The organism is Natrinema sp. LN54 (assembly GCF_052439245.1).
Classification (GTDB): domain Archaea; phylum Halobacteriota; class Halobacteria; order Halobacteriales; family Natrialbaceae; genus Natrinema; species Natrinema versiforme_A.
Map to the genome: position 1 here is coordinate 178,008 of NZ_JBQVRP010000004.1, position 16,520 is coordinate 194,527.

Sequence of the window (16,520 nt, forward strand, 5' to 3'; positions counted from 1 at the left end):
GCCTTTCCCGCCACCCAATTCCGACGACTATCACTTTCAGCCGACAGTTCACTGGGGTAATCTATCGGTCCGCGTGTGTCGTATCGTCGGTATCGTCCGTCGCTCGAGCCGTGACAGTTGTCCCCGGATTCGCGGTGGAGTGTCTCGGATTCGTCCCCAGTACGGGAGTGGACGTTCGAATCGAGCCAACCTCCCGTCGAACGGAACCGTTCTCAACCCGTGAAATTCCCGATCAGATACAAGTAGTATCGCTATCTTTTTTCGACCGGTCACCGACGGAAACTGACCGACAGGGAATGCACGACGACCGCCGACCGTTGCGTTCGCCGGTGCAGTCGGCGACGGCTACACCCCCGGCGGCGGACCGACTCGCTCGTCGCTGTGCGAGCTGATTTTCCGACTCGAGAGAACGCGGCAGAGAGCTCGAACCCGTCGCTGAACCGCTCCGTTAGCGCTGGAGCCGTGCGACTGGTTCCGCTCCATCGTCGTCGAATTCGACCAGCCCGTCCGACTCGAGGTCCGTGAGGAGGTCCGTGAGCCACTCGCGGCCGTACTCGCCGTCGGGGGCGTAGTCGACACGGATGCGGTGGCCCAGAGTGTCCAACTCGAGTTCGTCGTACTCCCGGAGGGTGCCGATCACGCGACCGCGGAACTGCCGGCGGCTCCCTTCGAAACTCGGTTGGGTCGGCACGTCGGGGGCGGTGAAATCGCCGCTGGCATAGGCGCCACACCATTCGCGCCACGGACAGCCGACCTCGTCGCAACGGGGCGTCTGCTCGCAGGCGACCCCGCCCAGTTCCATGATCGCGTTGTTCCAGACCCGCGAGCGGCCCGCTGGCATGAGGTCGCTCGCGGCGTCCTCGAAGGCCGCGTCGTCGTCCGGCACGTCGAAGGCGCGGTAGAGGACCCGTTTGACGTTCGTGTCGACGACCGCGTCGCCGTTGTTGAACGCGAAACTCGCGACCGCGTTGGCGGTGTACGGCCCGACGCCCATCAGCTCCTGTAGCTCCGCCGGCGTGTCGGGGAACTCGCCGCCGTACTCGTCTTCGACCTGGCCCGCCGCCTCGTGGAGGTACTTCGCCCGGTTGTTGTACCCCAAACTGTGGTCGGTCCAGAACCCGACGACCTCGGCGCGGTCGGCGTCGGCCAACTCGGCGGTGGTCGGCCACCGCTCGAGGAACCCCTCCCAGGCCTCGACGACGCGGCCGAGTTGGGTCTGCTGGCTCATGACCTCGCTGACGAGGATTTCGTAGGGGTCGTCCGTGCGTCGCCACGGGAACTCGCGGTGGTCGTCCTCGTACCACTCGATCAGCGCCTCGCGCACCGCCCCGCGGTCGTCGGGTAACTGCGCCCTGTCCCCTGCTGTCATCGGCGAGGGTTACGCCGTCGGCTGTAAGTCAGTGTCGCAATTCGACGGCCCGCGTCCGGCGACTGTCACGCCGCCCGCCATTCGCGAGCGCGGAGATCCGTCGGCGACGCTCGAGACGAGCTGAATCACAGTATTTTTCGCGCCAAAAGGATAGGTATTCCACATGAGTTCGTACTCGCTCGGATCGGTGCTGATCCTCCTTGGGCTCGCGATACTCGTCGGTCCGTTCATCGTCCTATTCTTCCTGACGATCGGACCCGCCGGGTGGGTGCTCCTCGGCGGATCGCTGATCGTCGTCGGGGCCCTCGTCTCTCTGTGGGAGAACGCCCGTTCGGACGAGTCCGATCGCCAAACGTGGACGGACTGCGACAACTGTGGGCGACGCATCTACGACGGCTCTCACGCTTGCACGCATTGCGGTACCGACCGCTGACCGCCACCCGGCGCGCGACGCCGCCGCTCGAGGCGACCACGAAAGGTCTATCCGACCGGCTCGAGTCCCCTCCCGTATGAGCCTCGACGATCTCAACGATGACGTGACGGCGTCGTACACCGATATCGGCGACGAGTTGTCGCTGTCGCTGGACCGCGAGACGCGCAACGAACTCGCCCTGCTCGAGTCCGCCTTAGAACCCGAGGAGACGGACGAACTCGTCCGCCGGGCGATCCACATGCTCTTTCAGTCGACTGTCGACACCGGCAAGCTCGACTTTCAGTTGCGGTCGGCCTACGACGTGACCTACGACGAGTACCTCTCGGGGATGACCTTCGAGGAGATGACCGGCGCGGACCAGTATCCGTCGATGGACGACGAGCGCCGCTACCAGTTCTAACAGTCGTTGGTACTACGATTTCTTTATCCGGAATTGGCTGCGAAGCTGATACGCCGATTCAATAAGTGCATCTGCCAACAGTTTGCTCTGCACTCTCACTCCGCTCGGTCGCTCGGCAAACTGTTGAGTAAAAGTACTCCCCTCTCCCCAACGGGTCGTTCGTCGGCCCGCTCGAGCGCGAAAAGATCGCCCTTTCACGGAATAGTCCCTTTCAATATGCCGGAACTTTCAAGAAGTCTATCTACTAGGTCCAGAGCGTATGAGCAAGGGTCTGCGGAGGGGAAAACTACTCCATCGACTTAGAGAGATCGATCCCTACACATTTCAGGAACTGGTTGCAGAACTCTGGCAGTTACAGGGATACGAAGCCGAAGTCCTCCGAGATGAAAGTGTCCACATCTTAGCGAGACGCGATGAGAGTGCTCTGGGTCAAGGTGTTGCAGTCCAAACACGGCGACTGAGTGAGGGCTATAAGGTTGATTCGACTGATATCGCCCAGTTTATTGATGCTCGGCGCCACGAAGATGTTGAGTCTGTCGTCGTCGTAACCACTACTGAATTTACTGAGGATGCGATTGATAGGGCAAATCGCGAAGGGATGAAGCTAGTGAACGGTGAGGAGCTGGTGGAATTGATTCACGATCTCGAAGCAGAGGAACTCCTTGAGGAGTACTCGAATCAAGAGAACGCAGTGGAATCTACTTCTGACATCCCCGCAAAAGACACTCTCATTCAGGTAGTGGCAGCAACGGGCGCGTGGGTACTTACGTTCTTAGCAGTGGCCGTATTTCCCATATTTTATCCGGAATATGAGAGTCTCCTCTTGACAATCGGAGTTAGCGGTGGTCTTCTTGCTTGGTTTGCAATTCCCATAACGATATACCGTGACGTGCGTAAGATAACGCAAGAAACAGGGAATCAAGGGAGTCCTTTCGGTTTAGCTGTACTCGGATTTCTTGGTGCGGGGTTAGCATCAACCTATTATCTCCGTCGGCGATTTAAGAACTCATAACCATACATACGGAGATTCACATATTCTCACGACTACCCAAGAGTCCATATGCCAGTAGGCGAAGTCTAGGTTCTAAAACCATCTATGAATGATTCTATCCCAATAATGAAGTTTTCCATAGAGTGTATGAGGAAATATGAAGGTATTATCCCCACCAATACAGCAAACGCTAGATCGCTACTGGAATACGATAATGCGAATATTGTTATAACGATAGCTCCGAACTCGGGTCCCAGTAAAGCAGACATATATGCGGCTGGGAAGAGGTGTTCATTCTCCGCTAATAGTTCTGTTCTTGTACTCTCTATAACACCAATATTAGTTAGGCCGAGTAAAGCTAATGCTCCTATAATGAACGTGAATATTCCTGCTACATAATATGCTAGTCCCCAACTAAAACAACGACTAGTGTTTACATTTGGGTGAAGTGGTGGATCTGGCTTTAATTCTGGGCGAAGACTATCGATTGCTGACCAGAACAAACGGTTGATATCAAAGCCGGATTGATGTGGTGGTGTCTTCTTTGTCCAATTTTCACTCAATACAGACCTAATATCTGTTGACCGTCTCCATGTCTCTACCACGAAAACTAGTAATACATTTAATAAAAAGAACACACCTAATGCAGATTGTGTTGGGTCGAATACAACAAGAGAAAGAACTGAAAATAGGGAAACAGGGAGTAAGAATCCCCAGATACGGGCAAGAAGAATAATTCCCTTTTGTATAATCCATTCTGACCAAGATAAAGAAGCACTGTTAGATTCATATATCATCACGACAGATCCATCTACTTCTTTTTTCTTAGGAGACATATCGTTCTCAGGCATCTTATCAACTTATTATATGAACGGATATATAATCTACCGGTCAAACGGCAAGTGAGGTATTTAGGAATGCTAGTGCAGTACTGCACCTCCTTTCTGTAAAGAGTCTAAATCCAGATCGACTACCAGCGGTTGCACGTCGACGAAACCAGTTTCCCGAATATGAACACGCCCGCGATCGACCCCGTATTCATATGCGCTCGGTCACGAGCGCGATTGGGCTGACCGCCGCGTCGATCACGCCGTGCCCCGACACCCTGTTTATAAACTCGAGCCGTTTCAGTGACCGAAGAAAACGAGGAATAGCGGAGGTGTTCACGAATATGGCTCGTCAAGACCCCAATTTCCCCGGATCGGTCCGGATCCGAACCGGCGATGGGAACGAATGGAGGTTTGATGAGATCGAACGCGCCGCCGAATCCTCCGACTGCACCGGTCAAGCGCCGTCCCGTTCGCCTTTATCTGAATAACGAAATCGTGCTACTATCTCCTGATACCGCTCGCGACCGTCGGCGACTCGCCGGCGAACAGAAATTCTCAACGATAGTTCGGTCGTGATATGCCGACGCATTCTAGCACTATGCAGTCTCGAATCGCCATAATAGGCGTGCTTATCAGTGCTCAGTTCCTCGAGTCGCATATGGCAATCAGTCAACATTCACTCGAATCAGAATACCATTGTCCCGAATGTTCGGGCTCGCTCTCGGCCCGATACGAGTCACTCGCCTGTGACGACTGCGGCTACACGCCGCGTCACGGCGCTGACTGAGCCGACTCGTCGGCTCCTCGAGACAGGCGTCCAGTACTGCTAGAAAACGAATTTTTTCGCCGATCCGACGCTCGCTCGAGTCGCGTCTCAGTCGTCGATCGGGGCCGCACTCGAGAGCGCTTCGTCGATGTCGGCCTCGGCCATCTTCTCGACGAGGGCGTCGATCACTTCTTCGCGCTTGCCGGTGACGAACTTGATCGAGCCGACGACGAGGTGCCCGCCGCCGGAGACGCCGCCGCCCGCGATTTCGGCCTCGAGTTCGGAGACCATGTTCGGGATGTCCAGTCGGACGCCGTCACTGCGGAGCACGGCGAAGTCCGGACCGTAGCCGACCGTGATGACCGGGTCGCCGGTCTCCTCGATCTTGCGGTCGTGGATCTCGCCGGTGGTCTTCCCCGGCGCGGGGTAGGTAAACCGGTGGGCGTAGTTCTCGACGTCGATCCGGTAGAGGTGAGCGCCGTTCTCGAGGGTTTCGTGTTCGAGGTGGGGCATCGCGGCCTCGAGTTGCTCGTCGACTTCCTCGCGTCCGCGGTCGGCGAAGAAGTCCACGAGTTCGCGGTGGCGCTGTTCGTCGTCGCTGTCGACCTGCAGCAGGTCCTGAATCAGCTGGTCGCCGGAGTTGTAGCGCAGCCAGAAGGCGGCGTAGTCCAGCGCCTCGCTGACGTCCTGCAGACGGTCCTCGTCGTAGCCCTCCTCGGCGGCGAGCTCGATGTAGTCGTCCATCGCGTCGGCCTTCGAGCGGTCCGAGAGGCCGGCGACGGCGGGGACGTGGCGGAGTTCCTCGCCCAGATCGGGGTAGATCATCCGCGCGAGTTCGACACAGAGCATCCCGGTCGTGATCCGGTAGTCCTCGTCGTGGAGGTAGGGATTGACGTGGGCGTCGAGCAGGTCCTCGACCGCGTCCGGGTCGGGGTGGTGGTGGTCGACCGTGACGATCGGGATGTCGTAGTGGGCCAGCGTCTCGTAGGCCGGGACGTCCTCGGCCGTCGAGCCGTTGTCGAGCATCAGCAGGAGCGGGAGTTGCTGGCCGTGTTTCTCGCGGTCCTCGAGCGCGAAATTGAGGTCCCGCGTGGCGTCTTCCATCTCGTAGAACGGCGCTTTCGCGGGCAGCCGTTTGATGAGGTGGCGCGGCGCGTCCTCGTCCTCGTGGACGTCGGCGATAAAGCGCTGGAGCGCGATCTGGACGGGGACGGCGGCACACATCCCGTCGCCGTCGGCATGGTGGCGCACGCGGATCGGCCGCCCCTCGAGGACCGTCCGGCGGAGCAGTCGGGCGACTTCCTCCAAGTCCGGGCGGAGTTTCTCGAAGGCCGGCCAGTCGATCAGCGGTTCGACGTCGTGGGGTTCGGCACGGGTTTCGAGCGCGTCCTCGAGTCGCTCGCGGGCCTCGGCGGCGTCCTCGCCCTCGAGTTTCGAGAGGCCGTCGACCTCGATCTGGACCGACCCCTCGCGGTGTTCCGGCGTGCCGGTGACCCGGACGACGTCGCCGACTTCGATGGTGGGATAGGCGCGGACGCCGGCCTCCTCGAAGGCGGCACAGGGAACGACGCCCTGTTCGTCGGAGACGTGGAAGATCGTCGGACCGCCGGTCTGTTTGACCTGCGTGACCGTCCCCTCGAGGTGGATCTGTTCGCCGATGGCGCCCTCGAGTCGGTCGGTCCCGGTCAGCGAGTAGTCGTGGCCGACCGCTTCGACCTCGTAGTCGTCGATGTCGACCGGCTCGAACGCCATGTCGCCGTTCTCGCGAACGCTTTCGAGTTCGACGACGAGTTCGTCGCCGACGGCGAAGGTGCCCTCGAGGACGGATTCGTGGACGAGTCCGGAGACGGAGTCGGAGAGATCGACGAAGACGCCGTAGTCGACGATACCGTTGATCTCGGCGAGATAGTAACGGCCTTGCTCGACATCGTCGGCGGTACAATCGGAAGCGAGATCGTAGACGACGGAATCCCCGTCGTCTGCGCCGGGTTCCCCGGCGGAGTCACGCGTCATCTTGGTTCGCTGTTTGAGGTGGTCGCGTATAACCCTTGTCAAGAAGCGATGGGGACTCGAGCGGCCGAGTTCTCATCGAAGCGGTCGCCGGTCTCGAGTGACAACAGCGTGAGCAGTAGCTACAAAAGGAATCGTCGGGACCAGTTACAGCATGGACGTTTCACACCCGCCCGAGGAGGGCGACGAGTACACCGTCGAACGGAGCTTCGATCACGAGGACGTCCGCGAGTTCGGCGAACTATCGGGCGACCAGCAGCCGATCCACACCGAGCCGGACGAGGCGGGACGACTGACCGTACAGGGGCTGCTCACCGCGACGCTACCGACGGAGATCGGCGGCGAACTGAACTACATCGCCCGCGGGATGGAGTTCGAGTTCGTGCGACCGGTCCACACCGGCGAGCGGATCACCTGCACCTGTCACCTCGAGTCGGTGACCGAACGCGACGAGTACTACGACGTCCAGAGTACCGCGGTCTGTACGAACGAAGACGGCGAGGACGTCCTGTGTGCCGACGTCGACGGCATCATTCCGAAAGACGCCGTTTCGGACGAGTGAGGCAGTGATCGTCTCCCGAGCCGAACCGGTGCATCGGAACGTTTAGCAACCGCAAGGCCGCAGGTGGGGATATGGGGCTGTTCGACGCGCTGTTTCGCTCGAGCGAGATTCTCGGCATCGCCGAGGAGACGCTCGAGTTCGCCCTCGAGTCCTCGGAGGCGACCCACCCGAACGAGTACATGGGGTTCCTCCGCGGGACCGAGGCCGAACGCCTGGATCTGGACCGGGAGGGCCTGGTCATCACGGATATCCTCGTGGTGCCCGGCACCGAGTCCAACAGCGTCAGCGCGACCGTCAAGACGAATCAGATTCCGAACGACGTGAAGGCGCTGGGGAGCATCCACTCCCATCCCAACGGCGTGATCAAGCCCAGTAACGCGGATCTGGACACGTTCGGTCGCGGGAGCGTCCACGTCATCATCGGGGCACCCTACCGCCGGACGGACTGGAAGGCGTTCGATTCACAGGGGAAACCGACCCGGCTGAACGTGATCGACGTCGACCTGCCCGAGACCGAGGAGTTCTTCGATTTCACGCAGGCGGATATCGACGAGGAACTGCGATGACGCGACGTTCGCCTCTCGAGACGATGCTATCAGTGACTACCACACGACCGACGACGGGATCGCCACGGAAACCGCACGCCGCCGGATCGACGGCGAGGCAGCCATGAGCCGGACAGTCATCGCGCAGGGAACCTTCGACATCCTCCACCCCGGCCACGTCCACTACCTCGAGGAGGCCGCCGCGATGGGCGACGAACTCCACGTCATCGTCGCGCGGACGACCAACGTCGACCACAAGGCGGCACCGATCTGTCCGGCGAGCCAGCGCCGGGACGTCGTCGGCGCGCTCGAGGCCGTCGACGAGGCCCGACTCGGCCACGAGGAGGATATCTTCGTTCCGATCGAGGCGATCGATCCCGACGTGATCGCGCTGGGCCACGATCAACACCACGACGACGACGCCATCGCGGCCGAACTCGAGGCCCGCGGAATCGACTGCGAGGTCCGCCGGGCGAGCGCTCGGGAGGCGGGCGACGACGCCGACGAACAACTGCTCTCGACGCGGCTGATCATCGATCGGATCCTCGAACGTCGCGGCTGAGGCAGTTGGTGAGTAGAATCGTCTCGCGGGCAGTTCGCGGACGACGGCTCCGTCGAGAAATCGCAATCGGGGGCCGATACCGGCCCAATTGATGGCTCGGTCGACGACTCGATTCGGTTCAGTTCTCGAGGATGACCGGCGGCGGGAGCCGGAGCGAATCGACCGTGTGACCCGTCTCGACGAAGTGTTCGATCGCTTTCTCGGACACCTCCTTTTCGGTGTAGCCGTCGGCAGTACTGATCTGCCAGTCACACTCGAGGCAGTATTTACACATTCGTCTGTCTAGTCGGTAGTCGGTCACATAGGCGGGAAAGACTCGTGCAGGAAATCGAAGGGAGGGAGTTTCGAAACCGTCGCCCGTGAACGGGTAGCTCGATCCGTTCGGATGCGTATCCGTCGATTAGTCCTCTTTGACGCCGGGGTTCGTCACTGCGCCGTTGGCCGCCGAGCCGAACGCGTGGCCGAACTTCGCCAGCACGCCGCTCTCGTAGTTGGGGTCGGGCTGCTCCCACTCCTCGCGGCGGGCCTCGAGTTCTTCTTCGCTCAGGTCGACCGCGAGGGTCCGGTCCTCGATGTCGATGGTGATCACGTCGCCGTCCTCGATGAGGCCGATGGGGCCGCCGGCGAACGCCTCGGGAGCGACGTGCCCGATCGAGAACCCGCGAGTCGCGCCGGAGAAGCGGCCGTCCGTGATGAGCGCCACGTCTTCGGCGTGGCCCTGTCCGGCGACCGCGCTCGTAACGCCGAGCATCTCCCGCATGCCGGGGCCGCCCTGTGGCCCCTCGTTGCGGATGACGATCACGTCGCCGCTCTCGACGCGTCCCTCCTGGACGTACGCCATGGCGTTTTCCTCGTTCTCGAAGACGCGGACGGGCCCCTCGTGGTGGAGGTCGTCGTCGCCGGTGACCTTGAGGACGGAGCCGCCGGGCGCGAGGTTGCCCGTCAGGATGCGGATCGCGCCCTGCTCGTCTTTGGGCTCGTCGACGGTGTAGAGGAAGTCCGCGTCGAGGTCCTCGATCGCCGGCGGGTCGAGCGCCTCGAGTTCCTCGCCGATCGTGTCGCCCGTGACCGTCAGCGCGTCGCCGTGGAGCAGGTCGGCCTCGTAGAGGGCGTTGAGAACGACCGGGACGCCGCCGACCTCGTGGAGGTCGTGCATGACCCGAGAGCCGCCGGGCTGGAGGTTCGCGATCTTCGGGGTGCGCCGGCTGATCTCGTCGAACTCCTCGATGGAGAGGTCGACGCCGGCTTCGGCGGCCATCGCCAGCAGGTGGAGGACGGCGTTGGTCGAGCCGCCGACGGCGACCTGTAGCGCGATTGCGTTCTCGAACGATTCCTTGCTCAGGAAGTCGGAGGGCTTGCGCTGCTCCTCGACGACCTCGACGGCGAGTTCGCCGGCCTCGCGGGCGACGTCGTAGCGCGATTCGGCCTCGGCGGGCGGGCTGGCGCTGCCCAGCGGCGCGAAGCCGAGGGCCTCGGAGATCGAGGCCATCGTGTTGGCGGTGAACATCCCGCCACAGGAGCCCGCACCGGGGCAGGCGTTGCGCTCCATCTCGTCGAGTTCCTCGCTTTCCATCTCGCCGTCGGCGACGGCACCGACGCCCTCGAAGAGGTTCTGGACCGTGATCTCTCGACCCTCGTGCTCGCCGGGCATGATCGAGCCGCCGTAGAGGAAGACGCTGGGCAGATCCGTTCGGATCGAGGCCATCATCATGCCGGGCATGTTCTTGTCGCAGCCGCCGATCGTGACCAGCCCGTCCATGCGCTCGCCGAACGAGACCAGTTCGACGGAGTCGGCGATGAGTTCCCGGGAGATCAGCGAGGCCTTCATCCCCTCGGTCCCCATCGAGATGGCATCGGAGATGGTGATCGTCCCGAACTCGATGGGCATGCCGCCGGAGTCGTCGATTCCCTCGAGGGCGGCGTCGGCGACGTCGTCGAGGTGGACGTTACACGGCGTGATATCGGCCGCCGGGTTCGGCACGCCGATCATCGGCGAGCCGAAGTCCTCGTCGTCGAACCCCATCGCACGGAACATCGCGCGGTGGGGGGCCTTGTCCGGACCTTCCGTCACCTCGCGGCTCCGCAACTGCTCGTCTTTTCCGTAGTCGAACTCGTCGTCGCTGCTCATGGTCGGACCTTGCGTCGAAGGGGCATAAGTCACCCTTTCTCGGCCAATCGTTCGTGGGGTTTTGATTCCGGCGAACAAGTTCGGCCGAGAGCGGGGGGTTGTCGTTCGCGGGGGTCAGGTCCGGAGCCAGAGCCGCGGATGCGCCTCGCGGAGGTGGTCCTGATACCGCTCGACCAGCGCGGCATAAGAGCTCTCGACCGCGTACCAGTCACACCGGTCACAGCCCCGTTCGACCGCACCATCCGGCCCGCGATCGGGGTCGTCGGTTCGGTTCATCGTCTCCGTCTCCAGAGTACCCCGATATCTGTCTTCTGGCCCGAATCGGCTCGAGTTACCGTCAGAAGTAGTCTCGAGTCGGCGACGATCCGGGCAGTACGTACTCGAGGTAGCCGACGAGATAGGTCCAGAAGAGCCGCGCGTAGCCGACCCGGTTCTGCCGTCGGGTCGACGTTTCGACGGGACAGGCGTGATCGTAGACGACCGGTCCCTCGCGGGCAAGCCGCAGGGAGAGGTCGGTGTCCTCGAGAAACTGTAAGTCGTCGTCGAACCCGCCGATCGCCTCGAACGCCGTCCGGCGGACGCTGCAGTTACAGCCCGGCTGCTGGACGAATCCGACCGGCCAGCACGCGCGATACCACCAGTCCGAGAGGACCCGAAAGAGCGCGCGGTGACGGAGTCCGCCCTCGAGCGGCCGGAGCGGGCCGCCGACGCCGACGACCTCAGGAGTCGCGTAGTGGCGGTAGTGGCGGCGCACCCAGCGGGGCGGAACGACCGTATCGGCGTCGGTGAACAACACCACCTCGCCGCCGGCGACCGCCGCACCCAGATTTCTGGCCGGCCCGGGACCCGCCCGGCGGTCGTCGACCACCACGCGGTCGACCGCCGGCTGTGCTCGAGCGACGCGCTCCGTGGTCGCATCGCTCGCGACGACGATCACCTCGAGTCGCCCGTCGAAGAGTTGGGCCGCGAGCGAGTCCAACGTTCGCTCGAGGCGGGAGCCCTCCTCGCGAGCGGGGACGACGACCGAGGCGTCGGCTGCCGGCATCGTCGGGGACTGTCGGGGCGAGCGATATAACCGCTGTGTCTGTCGCCCGCGCTGGGGTTGTGCCGGAAATCGGTACAGTACCCCGTCTCAGTCGTTGCCACCGTCGAAACCCCCTTCCCGAGGGGGTTCGTAGCCGGGCACGATCACGACCCATGACGACCGCGACCGTCAGCGCGGGCGCGCGCCTCCACGTCGGCTTCCAGAACCTCTCGCTCGCTCGCGAGCGGCTCTACGGCGGCATCGGCGTCGGACTCGCGGAGCCGCGAGTGACCGTTACGGCCGAGCCCGCCGCCGCCGTCGAGGCCGCCGATCCCCTAGTCCAGGCGTACGCGAACCGCGCTGTCGACATCCTCGAGGTTCCCGGCGTCGCGCTCGCGCTCGAGGAGTCCCTGCCGCGCCACGTCGGGCTCGGCAGCGGGACCCAACTCGCTCTCGCCGTGCTCACGGCGACGGCGCGAGCCCACGGCCTCGAGCCGCGAGTTCGCGAGCGCGCGCCGGCGATGGGCAGAGGCGGTCGCAGCGGCGTCGGCGTCGCGACCTTCGAGGGCGGCGGCTTCGCCGTCGACGCCGGCCATCCGACGAACCGGTTTACCACCGAGCCGCCGGCGGAGGGCGACTGGACGGTGCCGCCGGTCGTCGCCCGCCACGACCTGCCCTCGGAGTGGCGGTTCCTTGTCGTCGTTCCAGACGCCGAACCCGGCCGCAGCGGCGACGACGAGGACGCGAGCATGCGCTCGGTCGTCGAACGCGCCGATCCCGCCGTCGCCGACGAACTCGCCGGCGTCGTCACCCGGAAACTGCTGCCGGCCGCCGCCGCGGGCCGCCTCGAGCCCTTCGGCGAGGCGATCGCCGAGATCGGCCGCAAGAACGGGGCGTGGTACGCCGATGCACAAGGCGGCGTCTTCCGGCCGCCCGCGGGCGAACTCGTCGAAACGCTCGAGGACTGTCCGGTCCTCTCCGGCGTCGGCCAGTCGTCGTGGGGCCCGGTCGTCTACGGCGTGACCGACACCGCCCACGCCGACGAGGCCGAGGCCGCGGCCGCCGCCGCGCTCGCGGACCGCGGGCTCGACGGACGGGTTATCCTCGCGGAGCCGGCCGAGACCGGGGCTCGAGTCCGAACGACGGACTGACGGCGCTCGAGTCGATCGAAGTGGAGCGTTTTTGCGTGCCGAGCCCGTAGCGGCCCGATATGCAATTCTGCGACGACTGCGGCTCGATGATGAAAGCCGAGGGCGACCGCATGGTCTGTACGAACGACGACTGCGGGGCCTCGAACGAGCGGGATCGCGAGCAGGAGGACGCCTTCGTCACGACGGAGTCACAGACCGACGGCGACGTGATCGAGTCCAGCGAGGAGGCCAACTTCGAGGGCAAGCCGAAGGCCACGGACGTCATCTGCGACGAGTGCGGTGCGGAGGAGGCGTGGTACACGCTCAAACAGACCGCCTCGGCCGACGAGCCGCCGACGCGCTTTTTCAAGTGTACCGACTGTGGAAACCGCTGGCGGGAGTACAACTGAGTCCGGTCTCGCTTCGATACCGTCGCGTGATCGTTCTCGGTGATTACTCTCGAGATGCCGGCTCGCTGAGACGGCCGCTCAGGGGTTCAGTTTCGCCCCGTAATTCTCCGTTTCCGACGCCGGAAACCGCTCTCGAGGGCGCTGTGATCACTCTCCTGAGTGGAGGTAATATAACTGTACAAATGACACTCAGACATCAAGAGAAGATTGGTCGTGGAATGATCTCACACATATACTCTCGACGGACGATAGATGGCGGTCATGGACCGGAGACAGGTTCTGAAAGCGGCCGGCGTAACGTCGACGATTCCCCTCGCGACCGGACTGGGCGCAGCAAGCAGTGACAACGGGACCCACAGCGAGCGGGAGCAGCAAGCGTGTTCACAGGCGGACTGCATCCATCCGGTGCTGGGCTACTCGGGCCTCGAGGGCGACGAGCAACTGCCGGGATCACTCCGGCCCGATCACGCGGTCGAGTTGGAAACACGGCCGACGGAGGGACGACCGGTTCCGGAGTTCTTCTTCGAGCCGACCGGACTCTTCGTCGAGCCCGGCGACGTGGTCCAGTTCCAGCTCGCGACGCCCGACCACACCGTCACCGCATACCACCCTCAGCACGGCCGGCAGCGCCGTGTCCCGGAGGGCGTCCCGCCGTTTTCGTCGCCGGTGTTGGGGATGGATACGTTCTGGCTGTACCGGTTCGACGAACCCGGCGTCTACGACGTGCTGTGTTCGCCCCACGAGATCTTCGGCATGGTAATGCGCATCGTCGTCGGGGAGCCGACGGCCGATTTCGGCCCGGAAGGGGCCGTCGAGACCGAGGACGGTGAGGTCGAACTCCGCCCGCCGGAACTCACCGCCGAACTGGTGTACGCCGATCCGACCATGGACCCGGCGACCATCGCGGAACGCGGTTCAGTCAGTTGGGACGACCTCGCGGCCGAGAGCAAACAGCTCCTCGTCGAGTTCCCCGAGCCACCGGCGGAGTGAGAGCGGTCGGGCGGCTACTCTATCTCTGTCCGACATCTGTTCCGATCCAGGCTCGGTGAATAATGTGCTATACGATATCAATGAACAAGGACTAAGCGGCCGGCCCGCGTATCGGGAGTATGGACGCGATTGAACGGCCGACGTTTGCGTCCGACGCCAGCAGACGCATCTACGAGTACGTCGAACGCCACGGAACCGTCGAGCGCCACAAGGTATTGGACATCCTCTCCCTGCCCGCCGAGGAGTTCCGAACCCGCCTCGAGGAGTTGAAATCGGACGGCTATCTCGAAGATGACGGTGGGACCCTTCGGATCGCACTCGAGTTCGGCGCCGTCGAGAAACACGAGTTGGACGAGTTCACCGTCACCGTTCGCCCCGCTCGGCAGGCTGACTTCGACGGCCTCGTCGACACTATCCGGGACGTCACGGCCGAGGAGACCTACGTCGTCGCCGAGACGATCGCCGAGCAACTGCTGTACGAAGACGCCGTCACCAGACACAACGCGGTGCAGTCCCGGACGTTCTTCGTCGCGACCGTCGACGGCGAGGTCGTCGGCTGGACCCACCTCGAGTGCGAACAGACGGATCCGGTTCGGGAAGTCGCCCGGCAGACCGTCGGCGTCCGCGAGGCCTATCGGGGGTACGGGATCGGGAGTACGCTCTTACAGCGCGGCCTCGAGTGGGCCGAGGCGAACGGCTACCGGAAACTCTACAACAGCGTGCCGGTCGTCAACGACACCGCACTCGAGTTCCTGACCGTACACGGCTGGGACACCGAGGCGATCCGCCGGGACCACTACACGATCGACGGCGAGTACGTCGACGAAGTGATGATGGCGCGCGAACTGTAGCGCCGTTGCTGGACGGCGGCGGTTCGCCTATCGGACCGCCGACCGCGACCGCACCGCGGGCGCAACGTTCACGTCGGTCCGGACGAATCGACCGGTAGACGAATGTCCGACGGGCCGCGGCTGCCGGGCGTCGAGCGCGAGGCCGACGAGGATCGGATCGTCTGCCACGTCGACGCCGACTGCTTCTACGCCTCCTGCGAGCGGCTGCGCGAGCCCGAACTCCGCGAGGAACCCCTCGTCGTCGGCATGGGCTACGAGGAGGGGGAGACGATCGGTGCCGTCGCCACCGCCAGCTACGAGGCTCGCGAGTTCGGCGTCGAGAGCGCACAGGCGATCTCGACGGCTCTCGAGCGGCTCCCCAGACGCGCGGCGTTCGAAAACGGGACGCTCGACGAGTCCGACCTCGAGCGCGACGAAACGGGCTACTACCGGCCCGTCGACATGGACTACTACGAGTCCGTCGCGGCCGACGTTCGCGAGATTCTCCACGACTGCGCCGGCGTCGTCCGCGAGGTCAGTATCGACGAGGCCTACCTCGACGTGACCGAGCGGACCGCGTGGGAGGTCGCGGACGGCTTCGCTCGCCATATCAGGGACCGCATCCGGCGGGAGGTCGGCGTCACCGTCAGCGTCGGCGTCGCCCCCACGATGAGCGCGGCCAAGATCGCCAGCGACTTCGACAAACCCGACGGGCTCACCGTCGTCGAGCCCGGCGACATCCGGGAGTTCCTCGCGCCGCTCGAGGTCGACCTGCTTCACGGCGTCGGCCCCGTAACAGCCCGAGAGCTTCGAGAGATGGGCCTCGAGACGGCGGGCGACGTGGCCGCGACCGATCCGGAGCCGCTGGTCGAGCGGTTCGGCGAGCGCGGCCGGGAACTGTACGACCGGGCGCGCGGCGAGGACGACCGCCGGGTCGAGCCGAAGGGCGACCCCAAGAGCTTCTCTCGGGAGTCCGCCTTCGCCGAGCCCGTCGAAGACCCCGACCCGAAGTACGAGCTGATCGAGACGCTCGCGGCGGCCGTCGCGGATCGCGCCCGCCGCGAGGGCGCCCTGTACCGGACCATCGGCGTCAAAGCCGTCACGCCGCCGTACGATGTCAATACCCGCGAGAAGTCGCTTCCCGGCCCGATCGACGACCCCGACCTCGTCGACCGTATCGCTCGCGACCTGTTCGCCGAGTTCGAGCGCGAGCCCGTCCGCAAGCTCGGCGTCCGGGTGGCCAACCTCGAGTTCGCGACCGCCGACCAGACCAGCCTCGAGGGCTGGGAGTCCGCCGCCGGATCCGACCCCGAAACCGAATCCGAGGTCGAGGCCGAGGCCGAGGTTGAACGGGAGTCCGCGGACGAGTCCGAGCCCGAACCGGACGCCGACCCCGATCCTGATCCGGACCCGGCGTGTGGCGATCGCTTGGTCGGCCAAACGTCTCTCTCGGATTTCTCGTAAGCGGCGGTTCGCGGGCCGGCTCGGCCGAAACAGCCACTGTCCTCGAGCAGACAGTATACCCGAACCGGAAAGAACA

At 63.7% G+C, this 16,520-nt stretch carries 19 protein-coding genes; 12 read left to right on the forward strand and 7 right to left on the reverse strand.

The window, feature by feature from the left end; all coding sequences use genetic code 11:
• Positions 1-448: 448 nt before the first annotated feature.
• Positions 449-1,369, reverse strand: a complete 921-nt coding sequence (locus ACT4ML_RS13295; protein ID WP_444721306.1) for an A/G-specific adenine glycosylase — start codon at positions 1,367-1,369, stop codon at positions 449-451.
• A 163-nt stretch (positions 1,370-1,532) separates the two neighbouring features.
• Here ACT4ML_RS13295 and ACT4ML_RS13300 point away from each other — a divergent pair, with 163 nt between their 5' ends.
• The 3 genes from ACT4ML_RS13300 (at position 1,533) to ACT4ML_RS13310 (ending at position 3,214) form a co-directional block, all read left to right on the forward strand.
• On the forward strand, positions 1,533-1,802 hold the full coding sequence (locus ACT4ML_RS13300; RefSeq protein WP_444721307.1) for a zinc ribbon domain-containing protein: 270 nt from the start codon (positions 1,533-1,535) through the stop codon (positions 1,800-1,802).
• 76 nt (positions 1,803-1,878) lie between these two features.
• Positions 1,879-2,202: a hypothetical protein gene (locus ACT4ML_RS13305; RefSeq protein WP_138245005.1), complete on the forward strand. Its 324-nt coding sequence runs from the start codon at positions 1,879-1,881 to the stop codon at positions 2,200-2,202.
• A 259-nt stretch (positions 2,203-2,461) separates the two neighbouring features.
• Positions 2,462-3,214: a restriction endonuclease gene (locus ACT4ML_RS13310; RefSeq protein WP_444721308.1), complete on the forward strand. Its 753-nt coding sequence runs from the start codon at positions 2,462-2,464 to the stop codon at positions 3,212-3,214.
• A 65-nt stretch (positions 3,215-3,279) separates the two neighbouring features.
• Here the strand turns inward: ACT4ML_RS13310 and ACT4ML_RS13315 are convergent, their stop codons facing one another.
• Positions 3,280-4,044 (reverse strand): hypothetical protein, encoded by a 765-nt coding sequence (locus ACT4ML_RS13315; protein ID WP_444721309.1) that lies wholly within the window; start codon positions 4,042-4,044, stop codon positions 3,280-3,282.
• A gap of 320 nt (positions 4,045-4,364) precedes the next feature.
• Here ACT4ML_RS13315 and ACT4ML_RS13320 point away from each other — a divergent pair, with 320 nt between their 5' ends.
• Positions 4,365-4,511: a DUF7692 domain-containing protein gene (locus ACT4ML_RS13320; RefSeq protein ID WP_444721640.1), complete on the forward strand. Its 147-nt coding sequence runs from the start codon at positions 4,365-4,367 to the stop codon at positions 4,509-4,511.
• 386 nt (positions 4,512-4,897) lie between these two features.
• Here the strand turns inward: ACT4ML_RS13320 and ACT4ML_RS13325 are convergent, their stop codons facing one another.
• A complete protein-coding gene (locus tag ACT4ML_RS13325) occupies positions 4,898-6,802 on the reverse strand; it encodes a DHH family phosphoesterase (protein ID WP_444721310.1) in 1,905 nt (634 codons plus the stop codon).
• 151 nt (positions 6,803-6,953) lie between these two features.
• On the opposite strand from ACT4ML_RS13325, the gene ACT4ML_RS13330 reads away from it, so the two are divergent.
• The 3 genes from ACT4ML_RS13330 to ACT4ML_RS13340 all read left to right on the forward strand — a co-directional run bounded on the left by ACT4ML_RS13330 (position 6,954) and on the right by ACT4ML_RS13340 (position 8,468).
• The gene (locus tag ACT4ML_RS13330) at positions 6,954-7,361 is read left to right on the forward strand and encodes an FAS1-like dehydratase domain-containing protein (protein WP_444721311.1); all 408 of its coding nucleotides are present in this window, start codon (positions 6,954-6,956) and stop codon (positions 7,359-7,361) included.
• A 71-nt stretch (positions 7,362-7,432) separates the two neighbouring features.
• The gene (locus ACT4ML_RS13335; RefSeq protein ID WP_444721312.1) at positions 7,433-7,927 is read left to right on the forward strand and encodes a Mov34/MPN/PAD-1 family protein; all 495 of its coding nucleotides are present in this window, start codon (positions 7,433-7,435) and stop codon (positions 7,925-7,927) included.
• Between the two features lie 103 nt (positions 7,928-8,030).
• Positions 8,031-8,468 (forward strand): adenylyltransferase/cytidyltransferase family protein, encoded by a 438-nt coding sequence (locus tag ACT4ML_RS13340; protein ID WP_138245000.1) that lies wholly within the window; start codon positions 8,031-8,033, stop codon positions 8,466-8,468.
• A gap of 118 nt (positions 8,469-8,586) precedes the next feature.
• Here ACT4ML_RS13340 and ACT4ML_RS13345 read toward each other — a convergent pair whose 3' ends face one another.
• The 4 genes from ACT4ML_RS13345 to ACT4ML_RS13360 form a co-directional block, all read right to left on the reverse strand.
• Entirely contained in the window at positions 8,587-8,742 is a 156-nt protein-coding gene (locus ACT4ML_RS13345; protein WP_006432562.1) for a hypothetical protein, read from the reverse strand.
• Positions 8,743-8,868: 126 nt separating this feature from the next.
• Positions 8,869-10,596 (reverse strand): dihydroxy-acid dehydratase, encoded by a 1,728-nt coding sequence (ilvD, locus tag ACT4ML_RS13350; RefSeq protein WP_444721313.1) that lies wholly within the window; start codon positions 10,594-10,596, stop codon positions 8,869-8,871.
• A 114-nt stretch (positions 10,597-10,710) separates the two neighbouring features.
• Complete coding sequence (locus ACT4ML_RS13355) at positions 10,711-10,872, reverse strand: hypothetical protein (RefSeq protein WP_444721314.1); 162 nt, start codon at positions 10,870-10,872, stop codon at positions 10,711-10,713.
• Between the two features lie 61 nt (positions 10,873-10,933).
• Complete coding sequence (locus tag ACT4ML_RS13360) at positions 10,934-11,641, reverse strand: glycosyltransferase (RefSeq protein WP_444721315.1); 708 nt, start codon at positions 11,639-11,641, stop codon at positions 10,934-10,936.
• A gap of 152 nt (positions 11,642-11,793) precedes the next feature.
• Between ACT4ML_RS13360 and ACT4ML_RS13365 the strand changes: the two genes are divergently transcribed.
• The 5 genes from ACT4ML_RS13365 (at position 11,794) to ACT4ML_RS13385 (ending at position 16,444) form a co-directional block, all read left to right on the forward strand.
• A complete protein-coding gene (locus tag ACT4ML_RS13365; RefSeq protein WP_444721316.1) occupies positions 11,794-12,771 on the forward strand; it encodes a beta-ribofuranosylaminobenzene 5'-phosphate synthase family protein in 978 nt (325 codons plus the stop codon).
• Between the two features lie 59 nt (positions 12,772-12,830).
• Complete coding sequence (locus tag ACT4ML_RS13370; protein ID WP_138244996.1) at positions 12,831-13,160, forward strand: transcription factor S; 330 nt, start codon at positions 12,831-12,833, stop codon at positions 13,158-13,160.
• A gap of 261 nt (positions 13,161-13,421) precedes the next feature.
• Positions 13,422-14,150 (forward strand): plastocyanin/azurin family copper-binding protein, encoded by a 729-nt coding sequence (locus ACT4ML_RS13375; protein WP_444721317.1) that lies wholly within the window; start codon positions 13,422-13,424, stop codon positions 14,148-14,150.
• A 119-nt stretch (positions 14,151-14,269) separates the two neighbouring features.
• Positions 14,270-15,001, forward strand: coding sequence for a GNAT family N-acetyltransferase (locus ACT4ML_RS13380; RefSeq protein ID WP_444721318.1), 732 nt, complete (start codon positions 14,270-14,272; stop codon positions 14,999-15,001).
• Between the two features lie 102 nt (positions 15,002-15,103).
• A complete protein-coding gene (locus ACT4ML_RS13385) occupies positions 15,104-16,444 on the forward strand; it encodes a DNA polymerase Y family protein (RefSeq protein ID WP_444721319.1) in 1,341 nt (446 codons plus the stop codon).
• Positions 16,445-16,520: the final 76 nt, after the last annotated feature.